The organism is Streptomyces sp. NPDC058691 (assembly GCF_042714775.1).
Lineage (GTDB): Bacteria > Actinomycetota > Actinomycetes > Streptomycetales > Streptomycetaceae > Actinacidiphila.
Window position 1 is genome coordinate 83,705 of sequence record NZ_JBHXSO010000002.1, and the last position, 16,498, is coordinate 100,202.

At 73.2% G+C, this 16,498-nt stretch carries 15 protein-coding genes and 1 tRNA gene; 5 read left to right on the plus strand and 11 right to left on the minus strand.

Annotation, left to right across the window (positions count from 1 at the left end; translation table 11 throughout):
* Window positions 1-352: 352 nt before the first annotated feature.
* Window positions 353-1,513 carry a M6 family metalloprotease domain-containing protein gene (locus tag ACFWVC_RS01880; RefSeq protein ID WP_384273985.1) on the plus strand — a complete coding sequence of 387 codons (1,161 nt, stop codon included), beginning with the start codon at window positions 353-355 and terminating at the stop codon, window positions 1,511-1,513.
* A 3-nt stretch (window positions 1,514-1,516) separates the two neighbouring features.
* Entirely contained in the window at window positions 1,517-2,806 is a 1,290-nt protein-coding gene (locus tag ACFWVC_RS01885; protein WP_384273988.1) for a M6 family metalloprotease domain-containing protein, read from the plus strand.
* Here the strand turns inward: ACFWVC_RS01885 and ACFWVC_RS01890 are convergent.
* From ACFWVC_RS01890 to ACFWVC_RS01920, 7 genes are all read right to left on the minus strand, one after another.
* A tRNA-Lys gene (locus ACFWVC_RS01890) sits at window positions 2,807-2,882 on the minus strand.
* A gap of 73 nt (window positions 2,883-2,955) precedes the next feature.
* On the minus strand, window positions 2,956-3,483 hold the full coding sequence (locus tag ACFWVC_RS01895) for a bifunctional DNA primase/polymerase (protein WP_384273990.1): 528 nt from the start codon (window positions 3,481-3,483) through the stop codon (window positions 2,956-2,958).
* Between the two features lie 142 nt (window positions 3,484-3,625).
* Entirely contained in the window at window positions 3,626-3,994 is a 369-nt protein-coding gene (locus ACFWVC_RS01900) for a hypothetical protein (protein WP_384273993.1), read from the minus strand.
* An 87-nt stretch (window positions 3,995-4,081) separates the two neighbouring features.
* On the minus strand, window positions 4,082-5,422 hold the full coding sequence (locus ACFWVC_RS01905; RefSeq protein WP_384274002.1) for an AAA domain-containing protein: 1,341 nt from the start codon (window positions 5,420-5,422) through the stop codon (window positions 4,082-4,084).
* Window positions 5,419-7,002, minus strand: coding sequence for a hypothetical protein (locus ACFWVC_RS01910; RefSeq protein ID WP_384274010.1), 1,584 nt, complete (start codon window positions 7,000-7,002; stop codon window positions 5,419-5,421). Before ACFWVC_RS01910 ends, ACFWVC_RS01905 begins: the two co-directional genes overlap by 4 nt.
* Window positions 6,993-8,171 (minus strand): hypothetical protein, encoded by a 1,179-nt coding sequence (locus tag ACFWVC_RS01915; protein WP_384274018.1) that lies wholly within the window; start codon window positions 8,169-8,171, stop codon window positions 6,993-6,995. The genes ACFWVC_RS01910 and ACFWVC_RS01915 overlap by 10 nt, the downstream gene beginning before the upstream one ends.
* A complete protein-coding gene (locus tag ACFWVC_RS01920; RefSeq protein WP_384274023.1) occupies window positions 8,158-9,099 on the minus strand; it encodes a phosphatase PAP2 family protein in 942 nt (313 codons plus the stop codon). The genes ACFWVC_RS01915 and ACFWVC_RS01920 overlap by 14 nt, the downstream gene beginning before the upstream one ends.
* Before the next feature lie 242 nt (window positions 9,100-9,341).
* On the opposite strand from ACFWVC_RS01920, the gene ACFWVC_RS01925 reads away from it, so the two are divergent.
* Entirely contained in the window at window positions 9,342-10,040 is a 699-nt protein-coding gene (locus ACFWVC_RS01925) for a TetR/AcrR family transcriptional regulator (RefSeq protein WP_384274032.1), read from the plus strand.
* 109 nt (window positions 10,041-10,149) lie between these two features.
* Here the strand turns inward: ACFWVC_RS01925 and ACFWVC_RS01930 are convergent, their stop codons facing one another.
* Window positions 10,150-11,646, minus strand: a complete 1,497-nt coding sequence (locus ACFWVC_RS01930) for a cellulose binding domain-containing protein (RefSeq protein WP_384274041.1) — start codon at window positions 11,644-11,646, stop codon at window positions 10,150-10,152.
* A gap of 235 nt (window positions 11,647-11,881) precedes the next feature.
* On the opposite strand from ACFWVC_RS01930, the gene ACFWVC_RS01935 reads away from it, so the two are divergent.
* Window positions 11,882-12,253: a hypothetical protein gene (locus tag ACFWVC_RS01935; protein WP_384274050.1), complete on the plus strand. Its 372-nt coding sequence runs from the start codon at window positions 11,882-11,884 to the stop codon at window positions 12,251-12,253.
* 72 nt (window positions 12,254-12,325) lie between these two features.
* On the opposite strand, the gene ACFWVC_RS01940 is transcribed toward ACFWVC_RS01935, so the two are convergent.
* The 3 genes from ACFWVC_RS01940 to ACFWVC_RS01950 form a co-directional block, all read right to left on the minus strand.
* The gene (locus ACFWVC_RS01940; protein WP_384274056.1) at window positions 12,326-13,528 is read right to left on the minus strand and encodes a glycoside hydrolase family 3 N-terminal domain-containing protein; all 1,203 of its coding nucleotides are present in this window, start codon (window positions 13,526-13,528) and stop codon (window positions 12,326-12,328) included.
* 197 nt (window positions 13,529-13,725) lie between these two features.
* The gene (locus tag ACFWVC_RS01945) at window positions 13,726-15,114 is read right to left on the minus strand and encodes a sensor histidine kinase (RefSeq protein WP_384274063.1); all 1,389 of its coding nucleotides are present in this window, start codon (window positions 15,112-15,114) and stop codon (window positions 13,726-13,728) included.
* Complete coding sequence (locus ACFWVC_RS01950; RefSeq protein WP_384274070.1) at window positions 15,111-15,788, minus strand: response regulator transcription factor; 678 nt, start codon at window positions 15,786-15,788, stop codon at window positions 15,111-15,113. Before ACFWVC_RS01950 ends, ACFWVC_RS01945 begins: the two co-directional genes overlap by 4 nt.
* A 110-nt stretch (window positions 15,789-15,898) precedes the next feature.
* Between ACFWVC_RS01950 and ACFWVC_RS01955 the strand changes: the two genes are divergently transcribed.
* Window positions 15,899-16,477: a hypothetical protein gene (locus ACFWVC_RS01955; protein ID WP_384274075.1), complete on the plus strand. Its 579-nt coding sequence runs from the start codon at window positions 15,899-15,901 to the stop codon at window positions 16,475-16,477.
* Window positions 16,478-16,498: the final 21 nt, after the last annotated feature.

The following is a 16,498-nucleotide window of genomic DNA, read 5'->3' on the forward strand; positions in this document are numbered from 1 at the left end:
GTTCATGCTGGAAATGTGCCGATCATAGAGGTTTCCCGAATGACCAGGCCACCGCCGTAGCGGTGATTCTCGGTGTGCGGGGTGTGGCGTTGGTCATTTCTCGTCGCGTCACGAATTGAATTGATCGTTTTTCGTTACTCATTACGCACTGTAGTGATCGGACGGTAACCCGGGCGGAGCAGCAGAACGGGGCGAAACACCACAAAACATAGCAGCGTGATGTGGGTGTCCCGACACCGTCCGGGAGGTCCACGTGCCGTTGCCAGGGCTACCCATACGTGCGCATCGGCGTGTTCGCAGGGGTGACTCCCGGCGCGCCGCCCGGCACGTACTGCGCGCCGCGGTCGCGGCGATGAGCGTCTTCGCCGCCGTCGTCGCCTGGACCCTGGTCACCGGACCCTCCGCCGGCGGTGCCGGTGGCGAGGTGTGCGTACTGCCGCGCGGCACCGCCCACCACTCCGAGGGCGTCTCGTCCTGGGACCCCTCCTACCCGCGGGCCCACGCGGACGTCGACGCGGTGATGATCTTCCTGTCCTTCCCCGACGCCCGGCCCAGCCTCACCCCGGACCAGCTGGCGGCCGACCACTTCCCGGCCACCGCGCAGTACTTCGAACGCGCTTCCTACGGCGCCTTCCGGCTGCGGCCGCACGTCGTGCCGGTCTGGCTGCGCATGCCGCTGCCCTCCACCGCGTACTCGATAGCACGCGACTGGAACGCCCCCGTGCGCTCACGCTTCCTCAGCGACGCCCTGGCGGCCGCCGACCGGCGCGTGGACTTCCGCCGCTACAAGGTCGTGTACCTCGTGGCCGACCCCGACGCCCCGGGCGTCGACCCGGACGCCACCAAGGTGGTCAGCCTCGGCTCGCCGCTGCACGCCGACGGCGTGGAACTGCGCCGCTTCGTCACCGTCTTCGAGAGCCACCCGCCGGACGTCAACGTCCTGGCGCACGAGACCGGTCACGCCTTCGACCTGCCCGACCTGTACTACCGCCCGCCGGCCGGCAGCCGTGCCGACTGGGACACCCACGTCGGGGACTGGGACATCATGGGAAGTCAGTTCGGGCTGGCGCCGGATCTTTTCGCCTGGCACAAGTGGAAGCTCGGCTGGCTGCGCTCCTCGCAGGTCCACTGCGTCGTCGACAGCGGCACGCACACCTACCGCATCACCCCCGTCGAACGGCCGGGCGGCACCAAGCTCCTCGTCGTGCCCGCCGGCCTCAAGTCCGTCGTCGCCGCCGAGGTCCGCGCCGCCACCGGCAACGACCGGCTCACCTGCGCCGAGGGCGTCCTGCTCTACCGGGTGCGCGCCGACGTCCAGTCCGGCGACGGCCCGATAGACGTCATCGACGGCCACCCGCGCACCTCCGGCTGCTCGCAGGCCTCGGTCTATCCGCCGCTGGCCGACGCCCCCTTCCGTGTGGGCGAGGGGTACGACGTCGGTTCCGACTCGCGGATCGACGTCCTCGGCCGGCACCAGGACGGTTCCTGGACCGTCCGGGTCACGCAGGGCTAGGCGGTGCGCGGATCCAGGGCGCTGGCCGTATCGGCCTGCGTGCTGCTCTTCGCGGCGGGCAGCGGCGCCGTCACCAAAAGCGGTACGGCCGCGGGCCTGCCGCCCGCCGACCGGCCCTGCGCGCTCCGCGCGGCGCCGGGCACGGCCATGTCGGAGGGGTTCAGCGACGGCGGGCACGACTTCGCCGCCGCCACCGGCGACGTGCGCGCCCTCACCCTCATGGTCGACTTCCCCGACAAGCCCGCCCCCTACCCCGCGAAGGAGCGCTACGGCGAGTTCTTCCCCGCGGTGCGGCAGTGGTTCCACCGGGCCTCGTACGGCAGACTGCGCTACGACTCCACGCCGGTGCTGCACTGGATCCGCATGCCCCGCCCCTTCACCGCGTACGGCATAGGGCGCGGCTACGGCTGGAACGCGCACACCGCCATGATGCGCGACCTGCTGCGGGTCGCCGACAAGTCGATCGACTTCTCCGGCTACAGCCTGGTCAACGTCCTGGTCACGCCCAACGCGGGCCCGCCCGCCGACCAGGCGGTCCTCTCCGTCACCTGGACCGGTGCCTCCGCCGCCACCACCGACGACGGCGCCCGCCTTGATCGCGTGTCGCTGATATACGGTCACGACCAGTCGGGCCCGCGCGTGCTCAGCCACGAGAACGGCCACGCCTTCGGACTGCCCGACCTGTACGCCGTCGACCGCTTCGGCCGCACCGACGTCCTGGCCGGTCAGTGGGACGGCATGTCCCTGGACTGGGGACTGCAAGGAGACCTGTTCGCCTGGCACAAGTGGCGCCTGGGCTGGCTCGACGACGCCCAGATCCTCTGCGTCCGCGACGCCGCGACGCACCTGGTGCGGCTGTCCCCGGTCGAGGTCCCCGGTGGCCGCAAGGCGGCGGTCATCCCGCTCGGCCGCACCCGCGCCTACGTGGTGGAGGCCCGTGCCGCCCGCGGCAACGACGCCGAGGCCTGCCGGGAGGGGGTGCTCGTCTACCAGATCCGCACGGACGTCGACTCCGGCCACGGCCCCGTCACCGTCCGCGACGCCCACCCGGCCACTTCGGCCTGCGAGTACAGCAGCGCCTCGTTCAATTCCCTCAACGACGCGCCCTTCCGGCCCGGCGAGCACTTCGCCGACCCCGCTTCCGGCCTCACCGTCGACGTCCTCGCCCACGACCCGGCCGACGACGGCTGGACGGTGCGGATCACCAACCGCCACCCGTGGCGGACCGAGAAGGTGCGGGCCGCCGCGCACACGACGACGGGCGCCCTCCGGAGGGAGGACGCCCGTCGATGATGGTGCGCCGCCAGGGACTCGAACCCCGAACCCGCTGATTAAGAGTCAGCTGCTCTGCCAGTTGAGCTAGCGGCGCTCGCTCACGTCGTAGAGATTAGCATCCGCTTGCGGGCGGGTGAAAATCGATATTCAGGGACCCGGCCGGCCGCTCAGCGGGCCGCCCGGACGCAGGCCCACAGCAGCTCGGAGGCGCCCGGGAGCCAGGGGCGGAGCGTGTCGGGGGCGACGAGCCAGCGGGAGCGGGCGGTGGTGCAGTCGGCGTAGGGCGGGGGCAGGGCCACCGAGTCACCCTCGCCGTGGCAGAGCGGGGAGGGTACGGCCCTGCCCCACTCCTCCCAGGACAGCAAGGTGCGCAGTCGCTGCGCGGCGCCGGGTGCGACGAGCAGCAGGATGCGCCCGCGGCACTCGGCGGCCGGTCCGGAGCCCGGGCCCGCGGACCACAGCTGCTCGAGGACCCGGCGGCCGAAGAGCGCGGGCAGGTTCACCACGTCGAAGGCCGTGCCGCAGGGCAGCACGGTGGGAGCCGTGGGCCGGGCGGACCACAGCGCCCGGACGCTGCGCGGGAAGGAGCTGGCGGAGGCCAGCCAGTCCGCTCCGTCGGGGGTCACGTACTGCGCGTGCCGGTTCGCCGCGAAGCCGGCCGCGTCGGGTATGCCTGAGGAAGCAGGATCGATCATGCCCCCCGGCCATGTGTGCCACTGCCCATCACTCATGACACATACAACTACCGTGCGTAAACGTTTCGTTACGCCAATCCGGTAGAAGGTGGGACGCGCGGGAGGGTGGTCGGGTACCTTGCCCCGCGCATATATGCGGGCGCTATGAGCCGGTGGAACCGCCCTGCAGCAGGCCCTGGCCGAACTCGATCATCCGCTTCGCGTAGTCCTCCGACCAGCCCGCCTGCTCGGCGATCGCCGCCGGCACCAGCCGGTCGAAGCGCTTGGGGTCGGCGAGCTGGGCCGCGGCCATGGCCTGGAACTCGGTGGCGCGGTCGGCGGCGGCACGGAAGGCCAGGGCCAGCTCGGTGGAGCGCGCCAGCAACTGCCTGGGGTCCTCCATGGACTCCAGGTCGAAGAAGTGCTCCTCGTCCTCGGCGATCGCCGCCGGTTCGAAGAGCAGCTGTGCGGGTTTCAGCCGGGGGGCGGACGGCTTGCCCGCCGCGCTGTGAGCCGATTGCGGCTCGGACATGAACGTACCTCCAGGATCGTCGGCGCCTTCCATTGTCCCGCCTCGCGCAAGAGGACCTCCGCGAGGCGGGGACGGGGCGGGGACGCGTCAGGGATGCCAGGTCACGCGGTGTTCGGCGAGGTGGGAGAGGACCGCGTGATGGGCCTCCCAGCCGTCCGGGAACTTCACCGTCACCCCGAGCTGCACCGGCTCCGTCGAGGGGTGCTCGTCCAGCAGCTCCGGCACGCCCGCCCGGCACACCACGACGCACGCGTGGCGGTGCCGCGAGGCCAGCACGCACAGCCGGCCGGTCTCCAGGTGGAAGGCCGTGGCGTCGGGGCGCCCCGACAGCGGGTGCAGCACCACGGTGACGTCGAACTCCCGGCCCTGCAGCCGGTTGGCCGTGTCCACCGTCACACCTTGGACGCCGAGGTCCGCCAGCGCCGCCCGGACCGCCGCGGCCTGGTCGCGGTGCGCGGTGCCGACCGCGATACGGTCCGGGCCGACCGGGGCCGTGCCGCGTTCGGAGTGCGCCACCCCGCCCCGGTCCAGCAGCCGCCGGGTCACCAGCGCGACCGCGCGCACCGCTTCGGGGTCCGTGCGCGGGGTGCGGCGGGCCGGCAGCTCCAGCAGGCCCCAGCCGGACAGCGCCGCCTCGTCCAGCACGCGGTCGGGGCCGGAGCCGTCGCCCGGCACGCCGAAGGTCAGCCGTCGCTCGCCGGGCTCGGTGCCGCTGCGGAACGGGGTGTACGGATAGAAGGCGCGGGAGATCAGCGGCGCGGCCGAGGCGGGCAGCCGCCAGGACACCGGCAGCCGGTGCTGGGGCAGCCCCGGGTTGTGGGCCAGCAGGGTGACCACGGCGCTCGCCGAGGGGTCGTAGCTCAGCCCCGCCCACTGCTCGGAGCCGACCACGCTGAACGGGTCCAGCTGCCCGGGATCGCCCACGAACAGGGCCCGCTGGAACAGCCCGGCGACCTGGAGCAGCGCGTCCGAGCGCATCTGGTACGCCTCGTCGACGATCGCGTGCCGCCACGGCTCCACGTCCTTGGACGCGGCGGTGAAGGCCCACTTCGCGGCGGTGGCGATCACCACCTTGGCGCCGGTCAGGTCGGCGGCCTTGGTCGACTTCAGCACGGACGGGTGCCGGTCCAGCGCCGGGTCAGGCGGGGAGTCGCCGCCGTGCAGCCGGCCGACGGGCAGGCCGGGGTCGGCCGTGGCCAGCCGGTCCACGAGGTCGTCGACCTGGGCGTTGGTCTGGGCGACCACCATCAGGGACTCGCCCGCCGCGACCAGTTCGCGGGCGGCGCGCACCACCAGCGTGGACTTGCCCGCGCCGGGCGGGGAGTCCACGACCACGCCGCGGTGCGTGCCGTGGAGGGTGTCGTGCAGGATCCGCTCGGTCGCGGCATCGGCGGCGCGGGCCGCCTCGCTCACCGGGCTCGGGCTCACAGGTAGTCCTCCGCGGTCGCGGGGTCGGCGCTCTCGGCGAGCGCGGCTGCGGTGGTGGTGCCGGTGGCGGCAGCGGTGGCCGTGGTCACGGCGCCCGGGGGGCCGCCGTGGGTCCACGGGGTGTCCTCCGGCTCCGGCAGCCCGGCGCCGCCGCGCGGGGCGTGCTCGAACAGCGTCCAGCACGTGGCGTCACCGGGCTCCGGCACGGTGCCGGGGTCGGGGACCTTGGACCGGCCCATGCCGTTCACCACGCGCAGGAGCACGGTGCCCGGCCCGGACCACTCCAGGAACTGCGCCTGCTGGGTGCGGCCGTCCGGCAGGGCGCGGTAGACCTTGGCGTCCGGGTCGAGATGCGGCCGGTCCTCGGTCGCCACGGTCACCAGCGGGCGCGGCTTGGGGATCTTGCCCTCGCTCATCGCCATCCGCACGTCCACCACCTCGCCCGCGAACGCCTGGCCGGCCAGCCGCCGCCCCGCCATCTCCAGCGGGTCGTCCAGCGCCTCCTGCGCCTCCAGCCGCACCTGCGCGGTCTCCCGCCCGGCGAGCTTCTGGGCCGCGGAGACCGCGTCGTCGCGGCGCGGCTGCGGCGGTTCCCCGGCCCGTACCCGGTCCCGGTGCGAGGTGTACGACCAGCGGTCGCGCTTCCACCGCTCCTCGACGTGGGCGCCCTCGGGGAGTTCGCGCAGCAGGTCGAGGGAGCGCCAGATCGCGTCCCACGTGGGCCGCATCTGCCCGGCGAGCAGCGTGGCGATCTCGTCCGCCGCGCCCGGGATGCCCACGTCGAAGCGGGCCGTCGCGGGCGCGAGCACCGTGTTGTCGAACACGGGGTCCGTGGCGGGGCCGGCCGGCGGGCACTCCAGCAGTCCGTCGGTGCCGCGCACGCTCTCCGCGCGGCGCGCCGCCTCGGCGCCCGTCACGCCCTCGGACGCGGGTCCCCCCGGCGGAGCCGAGGGGCGGTCGATCCAGGCCAGCAAGGCGCCGAGGTGCTGGTCCTCCAGATTGCTCTGGCCGGTGGCCCAGTGCCGGGTCAGCAGTTCGGTCGCGGACAGCAGGAGCGAGGAGCCGGGGGTGCGGGCGCGCTCCCCGTAGTGCGTGAACCACCGGCCGAGCAGCGGCACCCGGGCGGGCACGGGGTGCGGCTCGTCCGGGTCGTCCTCGGCGGTGCGGCGGAAGCGGGTGGAGCGGCCGAGCAGCCGGACGTACTCCACGGCCGCGGAATTGGCCACCACCAGCTGGGGCGCGTCGGTGCAGACCTCGGATTCCTCGCGGTTGCGCGTCGCGGGCTCGGTCTCGGTGTCGTCGGCGAAGCTCTCCAGGTAGGGCAGCACGATCTGGGCGAGCTCGGCGAGGAAGGCGAAGCGCAGGTCGCGGTCGCGCGGCTGCGCCACGGTCAGCAGCCGGGGTTCCTCGCGCGCGGTCCCGACGAGCGCGCCCAGGGGGGCGCCGACCTCGCCGGCGGTGGTGAGCGGCACGAGGACCAGCGGCCGGTCCGACAGATGGCGGTGGCGCACCGTCGCGAGCGGGGTCGCCCACCCGGTCGCCATCGCCTCCGCCCTGGCCAGCACGGAGATCAGCGACATCCCAGCGCCTCCGCACGGAGTGCGGCGGCACGCCGCAGCGCGGCCACCGCGGGATCGTCGGGTGCGGCGGCCTCACCGTCGCCGCCGTCCGGCCGGTCGCCGAGCGCGGCCGCCAGCACCTGCTCGACGTCGGTGAGCGAGCCGAGTTCGGCGCGGACCCCGCGGCCGAGCGCCTCCACGGCGCCGCAGGCCCGTGCCTGCTCGCGGCAGTGGAAGGACAGCTCGCAGCTGGCCAGGCACTCGGGGGCGTACGCCGCCGGCAGCAGGTCCACCGCGGCGCGCAGCTCGGGCCCGGGCCGGGTGGGGGTGCGCCGGTCGTCGGCGAGCCGCAGGTCGAAGGTCGTGCCCTCGGGCAGGGTGTCGGCGATCTCCTCGATCCGGGTGAGCCGCTCGAGCTGCCGTCGGGTGACCGACAGCTGCTTGCGGACGTCGACGACCTCGGCCACCGGGAGGTTGGAGAAGTCCTTGGGGCACACCAGCAGCACGCGGTGGTCCGGGGCGCCGAAGCCGAGCCGTTCCAGGGCCAGGACGTAGACCGCGGCCTGCCGGGCGGCGGCGCCGACCTTCACGGCGTCCGCCGAACCGTCCAGGATCGGGAAGGACTTGACCTCGATCACCGTCCACGACCCGTCGGGGCGCACGGCGATGGCGTCCGGCTCCAGGAAGGCCGGGGAGCCGGCCACATCCAGGGCGAGCAGCGGATGGTCCAGCAGCGCCCAACGGCCCGCGGCGGTGGCCTCCTTGAGCGCGAGGCGGGTGCGCTCCACGCGGCCCTCGGGGCCGTGCGCGGTCAGATCGGGCAGGGTGACCTCGGCGTCCTCCGGGGTGCCCAGCAGACGCAGCAGCTCGGCGCAGCCGTTCCCCTTGACCCGGGCCTCGAAGGCGTGGCCGCGGATGAACGCGAACTGCGACTGCCCGAACGGCGCCGGGTTGCCCAGCACGCCGGCCACGGCCGCCTTGTCCACCCCCGCGGCGTCCAGCAGCGCGCGGCGCCGGCAGCCCGGATTCGCCGCCAGCGCCGCCAGTGCCCGCGCGTCCATCGCGCGCGGCGTGGTTCCCGGGCCGCGCAGCCCCGCCAACCGCTCTCGCAGATCGTGCGTAGTGCTCACCCGCGCAAGTCTCGCACCCCCCACCGACAACGTGGGCCACCGCGGTTCAGCCGCCGGCATCCCGGGCCGGTGGCCGGACCCCGCGCTGCGCCGGGACGGCCGGGTGGCCGGACCGTTGCCCGGACCGGTGGGCGGCGAGGGGCTCGGCCGGGGCGGCGTCGCGCGAGGAGGCGATGACGGTGGAGGGAACGTTCCGGGCCGGGCGGGCGAACCGTGCGGCGACCGCCTCCCGCGCGCGGTCCACGGCACGCAGGAAGGGCCGCGTGAGCAGGAAGCCGAGGCCCATGACCGCCGCGCCGGCGACCGCGTCGAGGAAGTAGTGGTTGGCCGTGCCCATGACGACGAGGGCGGTGCCGAGCGGATAGGCGATGCCGAGCGCCCGCACGAAGCGGGTGCGCCCGTAGCGCCAGAGCACGATGCCGCACCACAGGGACCAGCCGACGTGCAGGCTGGGCATGGCCGCGTACTGGTTGGTGAGCCCGCCCAGGCCGCGCGGGGCGCTCGCGTCGCCGCCCCACCAGCCGTAGGAGCCGTACTGCGCCATGGTGTCGACGAAGCCGTGCCCGCCGGCCAGCAGCCGCGGCGGGGCGGTCGGCGCCAGGGTGAAGCCGATCAGCCCGATGAGGGTGGAGGTCATCAGCCAGGTGCGGGCGAAGCGGTAGACGGTCGGCCGCCGCCGCCAGAGCCAGATCAGCACGGTGGGGGTGACCAGGTAGTGCAGGGAGGCGTACCAGAAGTCGGCGGGAATGCCGAGCGCCCGGTAACGGCTGAAGAGGGTGTTCAGCCAGCGTTCGGGGTCCAGGGTGAGTGCCGTCTCCAGGTGGAGTATGGCGATGCCGTGGTCCACCGCTCGCCCCACGTCCCCGCGTACCAGGAGGCGTCCCGTCGTGTAGAGGCCGTACACCACCGCGATCAGCGGCAGCTCGGTCCACCAGCGCAGGCCGCCCCTGTAGGTGGCGGGCCGCGGCGCGGTGGTGGTCATGGTCATCGGGCCGTTCTCCCCGTTCTCTCCCTGTGAGAGTTCATGCGGACTACCGTACGACGTACGCTAGGCAACCTGAACACCACCCCCGCCTATTCCGGTAACTCCTGGTTCGTCCGAGGTTCAACAGTGTGTGCTCGTGAACGCGTGCGAAAAGACGCCGCACGACCGTCATGGGTTGCCCGTGGACGCGGGAGAATCAAGGAAACCGCTCACCGACCGCTCCCATGACCGGACACGCATCCCTCATGACTGTCACCCCGCCGGCCCGCTCCCCACGGCGCCGCGTCCCCCGCAATACCCTCAACCCCGACCGCATCCTCGACGCGGCCGTCGCGCTTCTCGACCGTGACGGGCCCGAGGCCTTCACCATGCGCGCGCTCGCCCAGGAACTGGGCGTGGGCACGATGGCCGTCTACTCGCACTTCAAGGGAAAGGAGGAACTCAACGACGCCGTCAACGAGCGGCTGCTCGGTGAGATCGAGATTCCCCCGGACGCCGGCGCGCCCCGCGAGCAGCTTATTGAACTCTGTGTGGGGGTGTACCGACTTTTCAGTGAACACCCCGCCGCGCTCCAGTTGTTGGCGAGCCGCCCGCTGCGCGGTGACGAGGCGCTGTCCGTGATCGACCGGATGCTCTGCCTGCTGCGCAGCGCTGGGCTGGAGCCCGCCGCGGCCGCCGCCGGGCAGGTCGCGCTCATGCAGTACACGGTGGGCTCCGCCATGTGGGCCGTCCGCCGCAAGCGCGCCGAGTGCGACGCCGAGGTGAATCTGCGCGAGAAGATCCGCGAACGCCTCGCCGAACTCCCGCCGGAGAGCTACCCGTCGCTGACGGGTCTCGCCCCCGAACTCAGCGCCGCGCAGGACTCCGGCCGTGCGCAGTACGAGGCCGGCCTGACCGCGCTGCTGGCCGGGCTGCTGAACGGGCCCGCGCTGCCGCGCACATGAAAGAGCGCCCCGGCCGGGGCGGGAGTGAACTGCCGGCCGGGGCGCTCGTGTGGGGGGATCGGGAGATGGCTGGTGAGGTGGCTGGCGTTCCCGGGGCGGTCCCCCGGGGTCAGCCGTTGTAGGCGGCGAAGGCCTTCGAGAACGCGCCCGTGTCCTGGACGACCGAACTGCAGGTGGCGTCCGCGGAGTTCTTGGCGCCACCGGGGCACTGCTTGTCGCGGGTCGCGGACCACATCGACAGCCAGCCAAGACCCTTGGACTTGGCGAAGGCCACCAGCTGCGAGGCGTCGTCGACCTTGAAGACCTCGGTGCTGACGTCGTTCACGCCGATCATCGGGGTCACGGCGACGGTCTTCCAGGCGGTCGCGTCCGACAGCCCGAGCACGCTCTTGATCTGCGCCTGCGTGGCGGTGGCGGCGTCGATGGCGTAACCGCCCATGTCACCGCTGAAGGAGGCGCCGTAGTCCATCGCCATGATGTTGACGGCGGCGATGCGCACCCGGTTGGCCTTGGCGTCGGCGAGCAGGTTGACGCCGTCCTGGGTGAGTCCGGTCGGCATGACGGGCAGCGTGTAGGAGACCTCCAGGCCGCTGTGGCTCGCCTGGAGCTGCGCGATGGCCTGGGCGCGCCGGGAGTTGGCGGTCGCGTCGGCTATGGCGCCGCCCTCGACGTCGAAGTCCACCTTGGTGAGCTTGAAGGTGTCGACCACCTTGCCGTACGCGGCGGCGAGCGCCGAGGCCGAGGAGCAGGTGGTCGCCAGTTCCGAGCCGGACGCGCCGCCGAAGGAGACGCGGACGTCGCCGCCGGCCTTGCGGAGGTCGCCGATCTGGGCGGCCACCGCGTCGGCCGCCACGTCCGTCACACCGCCCCACTTGGGGGTGCAGCCGCCGCCGTCGGTGACGAACGCCAGGTTGTACTGCTTCACACCCGTCGCCCTGGAGTGCGCGAGCAGGTCGAACGCCGGGTAGAGCGAGGTGTCCACGTACGGGGCGAAGCCGGCGGCCGCGCCGGAGGCCGGGGGCACGGTCGCGGTGGGGGTGGCGGTGGCCGTGGGCGTGGCGGTCCGGGTGGCGGTCGGGGTGGCGGTCGGGGCCGCCGTCGCGGTCCGGGTGGGGGAGGGGGTGGGGGTGGCGGTCGCGGTGGGGCGGCCGCTGGGGGAGGCGGTCGCACCGTCGTCCACCGAGCACTTCACGCCGTTGATCAGGCAGTTGACGGGATCGCCCGCCGTCGCCGAGGACTTCGTCACGAAGCCCACCTGGGCCGACTGCCCGGCGGCGATGTCCTTGTTCCAGTTCGCGGGCCGCACGGTCACGTGCTGACCCGACGCCGTCCAGGTCGCGTTCCACAGCGAGCTGATGCTGGTGCCCGCCGGGAGGTCGAACGTCAGCGTCCAGTCGGACAGCGTCGACCCCGAGGAGTTGCTGATCTCGTACTGGCCGGTGTACCCCGTGGTCCAGTCGCTGGTCATGCTGTACGCGGCACCGACGGTGGCGGCCTGGGCCGACCCCGCGAGAGCGAAGGCACCGGCCGCGACGACCGCGCCCGCGGTGAGGCCGCCGAGAAGGGCGACCTTGCGCGTGGGGCGACGACGATGTGAGTTCCTCATGGACCGGCACGCTAGCGAGCGGCATTCGGACAAATGACCTGAGCCGGGCGTGCGTTCGATTTCTTATGGCGCACTTAAGGTGCGGCTAAGGGCGGCCTGAGGCCGAGGTGAGCGCGGTGCGACGACGCCATCGCTCGACGTGGATCGGGTGGGCCCTGATCATAAGTCACATACGGGTGAGTTCCGCTGCGGACATCGGCGGACAGCACGAGTGGCTTGCGCGCAGGGGGTCGTGATGGTGAGCGTTGAGGACGTGATGGCCTTTCTCGTCGACCACAGGGCCCCTGGCGTCACTCCGGGGTACATCTCGGAGCAGCTGCTCTCCATGTCGTGGATCATCGACGCCCAGGACGCCGACCGCATCGTCGAAGTGGCAAAGCGATGGCTGAGGTCGGACGACTCCTTCCGGGTGGCCGTCGCGATCGGTCTGGAGAACGAGACCTACCTTGCCGATTCCTGGGTGGAGATTGCCGCACTGGCCGGGCCTCTCAAGGCGAGGTTTCCTTCGATGGCGGCCGATGTGGACGCATGGATGGCGAGAGCCGAGCCTGCCTACCGGAAGCTCGAGGGAGGCACCTTCTTCCAGCGTGGCGAGGAGGACGCCTGAGATGACGCGGGGCCGGTGCGGGACGGCTGCGCGACCGGCACAGGCCTGTCCACGCGCCGTCGGGAGGGTGCGTCAGCTCGTGCAGCTGAGCGCGCCCGCGGCCTGCTTGGCCGTCAGGATGCGCCGGGCGCTGTTCTGGACCAGGGTGCGCACCTTCGGGTCGTGGCGCATGGCGTAGCGGATGCCCTCGGCCATCGTGGGGATGCCCCTGGGGGTGACGGTGAGGGTGAGGTCGCCGCCGGCGCGGAGGAAGGTCAGGGCCCGCTGGAGGAGCGCCACGGACTGGGCGGAGGCCGCCTGTCCGAGGTCGTCGGAGATGATGACGCCCTTGAAGCCCAGGTCACGGCGGAGGGTCTGATCGACGATCAGCGAGGAGAAGGCGGCCTTGTGCTTGGGGTCGATCCGCTTGTACGTCGCCAGTGAGACCATCACCAGACCCGCGCCGGCGGAGATGCCCGCGCGGAAGGGGGCGATGTTGCTGCCCGTCCGGGTCAGGGTCGTGTCCGTCACCGAGGCCGTCGTGTCCGTGTTGCCCTTGACGCGGCCGAGGCCCGGGAAATGCTTGGGCGTGGTCAGTACGCCGGACGACTTCGAGCCCTGCACATACGCCGTGACGTGCGGGGACACCACGGCGGACGTCGAGCCGAACTGGCGTCCGTAGCGTCCGATGGGGATGTTCGCCGTGCCGATCGAGGCGGGCACGATGTCGGCGACGGGCGCCAGGTTCACGTTCACGCCCGCGCTCTTGAGCTGCTTCGCCCAGCCCTGTGCGCGCGTACGCAGCGTGGCGGTGGACCACGTGCCCTGCGTCTTGCCGTTCGGGATGGTCGAGAAGCCGGGGCCCTTGAGGACCTGCACCTGGCCGCCCTCCTGATCGGTGGAGACCAGCAGGCCGACCCGCTGCCCCGCCACCGTCTTCCCGAGCGACTTCTGCAGGCTGTCCACCAGGGTCCGGGTCTTCTTGACACCGGCCGTGCTGCGGCCCGCGAGGAAGACGGACCCGACCGCGTACGTGCGCATCGCGTCCAGGTCCGCCTTCGGCGGCGTCGGCAGCTTTGCCGCGCCCATGAAGAGCTGGCCCACCCGCTGGGTGTCGTTCATCCCCGCCAGGACCCGGTCCACGCAGGACGTCTTCGCGGCGGAGGTCGCCGCGGCGCGCCCGGGGGCGACCACGGACTCCGGAGCGGACGGCGCTTGTTGGCAGCCGGCGACGGCCAGCGTCGTGACCAGCAGGGCGAGGGGGACGCGGCGCGGGGCGAGGAGGTACGAAGTCACCCTCGCAGCGAATCTCGTGAACATGTTTGTGTCAATCGGAGCGGGACACCGGGTGGGGCCGCGGCGGGCCGTCACGGCGCCTTCGTCGTCCGCGGCACAGGGGGCACCCTGAGCCTGGTGGCGCTCGCGCCGCGCACCGGAAACCCGTCGGCCGGCATTACCCCGACCGCGTCAGGCGCACGCTTCCGCACCAGGGGTCAGGCCTGTGAGCGGGCCGGGGGCCGCTTGCCGCGGCGGCGGCGGACCACGCGGTGGGTGCGCTTGCCGCCCGACGCGTAGGGGCGCAGGGCGATCCAGACGCGGATCTCGGCGCCGCCCAGCATGGAGGAGCCGATGCGGACGTCGCCGCCGGTGGATTCCGCGAGGCGGCGCACGATGTCCAGCCCGAGTCCCGTCGAACCGTCACCGCCCGCGCCCTGGCCGCGGCGCATCGCGGCCGCGGGGTCGTTGATGCCGGGGCCCGCGTCGGAGACGAGGACGATCACCGCGTCCTCGCCGCTGTGCACGTCCACCGCGAAGGCGGTGCCCTCCGGGGTGTGGCGGAAGACGTTGCCGAGCATGGCGTCGAGCGAGGCCACCAGGTCGGCCCGGGCCACCGGGACGCGTACCGGGCGCTCGACTCCGGCCGTGCGGGCCTCGCGGCCCTGGTCCTCGGCCAGCGCCGACCAGAAGGCCATCCGCTCGCGGATCACGGCGGCCGCGTCGCAGCCCACCGCCACCGGCTTGTCCTGCGCCTGCTGGGCGCGTGCGGTGCGGATGATCTGGTCGACCTCGCGCTCCAGCTGGGCCACCGCGTGCCGGGTCTGCTCGCCGGCCGGGCCCTCGCCGAGGGAGGCGGCGTTGAGCCGCAGTACGGTCAGCGGGGTGCGCAGGCGGTGGGAGAGGTCGGCCGCGAGTTCCCGTTCGTTGGCGAGCAGTTGCACCACCTGGTCGGCCATCGCGTTGAACGCGACCGCGGCCGAACGCAGTTCGGGCGGCCCGTCCTCCGGCACACGCACCGTCAGGTCACCGCGGCCGAGCCCGTCGGCCGCGTCCGCGAGCCGCTTGGCCGGGCCCACCATCCGGGTGCCCAGCCGGTCGGCGACCGCGACCGCGCCGATGATCAGTCCCACGCCCACGGCCGCGAGCACCGCCCACGCGGTGGTGACCCCGCGGGTCACCTCGCCGTCCGGGACGAAGACCTCCACCACCGCCACCGAGCCGGAGCCGACGGCGGTCGGCTGCAGCAGCGCGTACCCGCCGGGCACCGGCACCGTGGCGGCCCGGCCCAGTTGCGACGCCCGTTCCACCTCGGCGTCCGGCGCGTGCGAGCGGCCGATCCGCACGCCGTCCGTGCGCTCCGTGGCCGGCACGCTCACCGCGATCCGGCCGTCCGCGCCCGCCTGGGTGGAGGCGACCGCGCGTTCCAGCTGCGTGCGGTCCGTGGTGATCGCCAGCGCCGGGCCGATGGCGGCGGCCTGGCGCTCCGCGTTGCCGATCGCCCGGTCGCGCGCCATCTCCTTGACCGTCAGCGCCAGCGGCACCGCGAAGGCCACCACGACCATCGCCGTGACCGCCACGCAGACCTTGACCAGGGCCCATCTCACAACGGCGGCTCCAGTTTCACGCCCACCCCGCGCAGGGTGTGCAGGTACCGGGGGCGGGCGGCGGTCTCGCCCAGCTTCCGCCGCAGCCAGGACAGATGGACGTCGATGGTCTGGTCGTCGCCGTACGACTGCTGCCAGACCTCCGACAGCAGTTCGCGCCGCCCGACCACCACACCCGGCCGGGCCGCCAGGAAGGACAGCAGGTCGAACTCACGCCGCGTCAGGTCCAGCGCCGCGCCGTCGAGGACGGCCTGCCGGCGCAGTACGTCGATCTGCAGCCCGCCCACCCGCATCACCTCCGCGGCCTCGCGGGCACGCGAGCGGCGCAGCACGGCGGCCATGCGGGCCGACAGGTGCTCGACCGAGAACGGCTTGATCAGGTAGTCGTCGGCACCGGCGTTGAGCAGCCGGACGATCTCCGACTCGTCGTCCCGCGCGGTCGCGATGATCACCGGTACATCCGTGATGCCGCGCAGCATCTTGAGGGCCTCGGCCCCGTCCAGGTCCGGCAGGCCGAGGTCCAGGATCACCACGTCGAAGCCGACCTGCGCCACCTCGCGCAGCGCCTCCAGGGCCGTGCCCACGCTCCGTACGGAGTGCGCGGCGTCGGTGAGGTGCCGGATGAGGGCGGAGCGCACGAACTGGTCGTCCTCCACGACGAGCACACTTGCCATGGGCCGCAACTTAGCCCATCCGGGGGATGCCACGGGCGGGTCCGAGCACGTCCGGGCCGCGTGCGCAACCCTCAACTCCGCGGAAGGGGCGCGTCCGGCAGTATGGGCGCATGCGAAGAGGACTGGCGCACGCCGGAGCGTGGACACTCGCGACGAGCGCCGCCGTCGCGCTGTCCTGGTTCGGCGTCCACCACGTGCTGGCGGGCACGGCGTACGACCCGCCACGCGCGCTGCCCCTCGCGGAGCCGGCTGCCGCGTCGGCGCCCCCGCCCTCGCCGCCGTCCTCGCCCTCGGCCTCCGCCGGGCACCGGCCGAAGGCCCCCACCGGCACGCCCTCCGGCACGCCCACCGCCACGGATCCGGCCACGCCGCCCGCCGCCGGGCGGTCGGCCTCGGCGCCTGCCCGCCCGCCGGGCAGCCCGACTCCCGCGGCGTCCGCCCCCGGCGCCACCGGTGACGTCCACAGCTATCCGGTCGAGGGCGGCCGGGTCGTCCTGGACCTGGACGCCACCTCGGCCACCCTGGTCTCCGCGACGCCTGAACCCGGTTGGGAGATGAAGGTCTGGAACCAGTCCGAATCCGCCTGGATCCGCGTCGACTTCACCTCCGGGAGCACCACGTCCTCGCTGTTCTGCACCTGGAACGGGCACCCGCCGACCGTCGAGACGTACACGGCCGGGAGCCAGTAGGGCGGCGCCGCCCGCCGGGTA

Excerpts from the sequence above, each read along its gene's own strand:
- ACFWVC_RS01900 (WP_384273993.1), bottom strand. The coding sequence starts at position 3,994 with ATGTCCGAGCCGCAATCGGCTCACAGCGCGGCGGGCAAGCCGTCCGCC.
- ACFWVC_RS01895 (WP_384273990.1), bottom strand. The coding sequence starts at position 3,483 with ATGATCGATCCTGCTTCCTCAGGCATACCCGACGCGGCCGGCTTCGCG.
- ACFWVC_RS01925 (WP_384274032.1), top strand. The coding sequence starts at position 9,342 with ATGACTGTCACCCCGCCGGCCCGCTCCCCACGGCGCCGCGTCCCCCGC.
- ACFWVC_RS01880 (WP_384273985.1), top strand. The coding sequence starts at position 353 with ATGAGCGTCTTCGCCGCCGTCGTCGCCTGGACCCTGGTCACCGGACCC.
- ACFWVC_RS01915 (WP_384274018.1), bottom strand. The coding sequence starts at position 8,171 with ATGCCGGCGGCTGAACCGCGGTGGCCCACGTTGTCGGTGGGGGGTGCG.
- ACFWVC_RS01935 (WP_384274050.1), top strand. The coding sequence starts at position 11,882 with ATGGTGAGCGTTGAGGACGTGATGGCCTTTCTCGTCGACCACAGGGCC.
- ACFWVC_RS01920 (WP_384274023.1), bottom strand. The coding sequence starts at position 9,099 with ATGACCATGACCACCACCGCGCCGCGGCCCGCCACCTACAGGGGCGGC.
- ACFWVC_RS01910 (WP_384274010.1), bottom strand. The coding sequence starts at position 7,002 with ATGTCGCTGATCTCCGTGCTGGCCAGGGCGGAGGCGATGGCGACCGGG.
- ACFWVC_RS01955 (WP_384274075.1), top strand. The coding sequence starts at position 15,899 with ATGCGAAGAGGACTGGCGCACGCCGGAGCGTGGACACTCGCGACGAGC.
- ACFWVC_RS01930 (WP_384274041.1), bottom strand. The coding sequence starts at position 11,646 with ATGAGGAACTCACATCGTCGTCGCCCCACGCGCAAGGTCGCCCTTCTC.
- ACFWVC_RS01950 (WP_384274070.1), bottom strand. The coding sequence starts at position 15,788 with ATGGCAAGTGTGCTCGTCGTGGAGGACGACCAGTTCGTGCGCTCCGCC.